The organism is Clostridium bowmanii (assembly GCF_018861315.1).
GTDB classification, from domain to species: domain Bacteria; phylum Bacillota; class Clostridia; order Clostridiales; family Clostridiaceae; genus Clostridium_AD; species Clostridium_AD bowmanii.
In genome coordinates this window covers 1-853 of the sequence record NZ_JAHLDL010000106.1, presented here as the reverse complement: position 1 = coordinate 853, position 853 = coordinate 1, and the positions used below count along the sequence as shown (strand labels likewise).

Annotated in this window: 1 tRNA gene and 1 rRNA gene; both read left to right on the top strand. The window is 29.0% G+C overall.

The window, feature by feature from the left end:
• A 5S ribosomal RNA gene (rrf, locus tag KPL51_RS23070) occupies positions 1–102 on the top strand; the annotation flags it as partial.
• A 7-nt stretch (positions 103–109) separates the two neighbouring features.
• Positions 110–186 (top strand) — tRNA-Ile (locus KPL51_RS23065).
• The last annotated feature ends 667 nt before the right edge of the window (positions 187–853 follow it).

The following is an 853-nucleotide window of genomic DNA, read 5'->3' as shown; positions in this document are numbered from 1 at the left end:
ATGAAGGTAACACCCCTTCCCATACCGAACAGGTAGGTTAAGCTTCAATGCGCTAATGGTACTGCAGGGGTAACTTTGTGGGAGAGTAGGTTATCGCTAGGTAGTATAGGGATCTTTAGCTCAGCTGGTTAGAGCTACCGGCTCATAACCGGTCGGTCCGGGGTTCGAGTCCCTGAAGGTCCACCAAATAAAAAAATAACAGTTCTAATAGAACTGTTATTTTTTTATTTCGTTATTTATTAGATTTTTAAAAAGATATACTTTTTTATTAACATAAATTGTACGAATAGGTGTGGATAATGTGGATATATTTTGTATAATGTCTAATATTATATACTTTAAACGCAAATATATTTACAAAAGTGAAATTAGAAAAGTTAAAATAATTTATATTTATTAAAAAAGGATTTACATAAAATAATTATGTAGGTCCTTTTGGTTTTTAAAAGAGATTTTTAAAGATACATTATCGTTGGTAAAGGGAAATAAAGCGAGAAATATATGCACGCTTATTCAGGAGTGTCAGTATAGTTAATATTTAGTATTTTAGAGTAATATAGAGGAAATAAACTATAACATTATTATATAAATATTAATTTCAATACAAAAATTTATTCTTATGATAGAATATTCCTTGTCGTTGCAAATGAGTAACGATAAAGTGAAATATTAGACATCATCGGTTGATGGTATACTAAAACAATTGGTCTTTGAAAATTAAACAGAGAAATAGGTAAAATAGCGAAATAATATTTCGTTAGTCCAGTTAATTACTTTAGATAAAGAATTAATTTTAGTCGTAAGACTAAAAAGTATGTAATGAGCTTGAGTAACAACTTAACAGTTGTCTCAG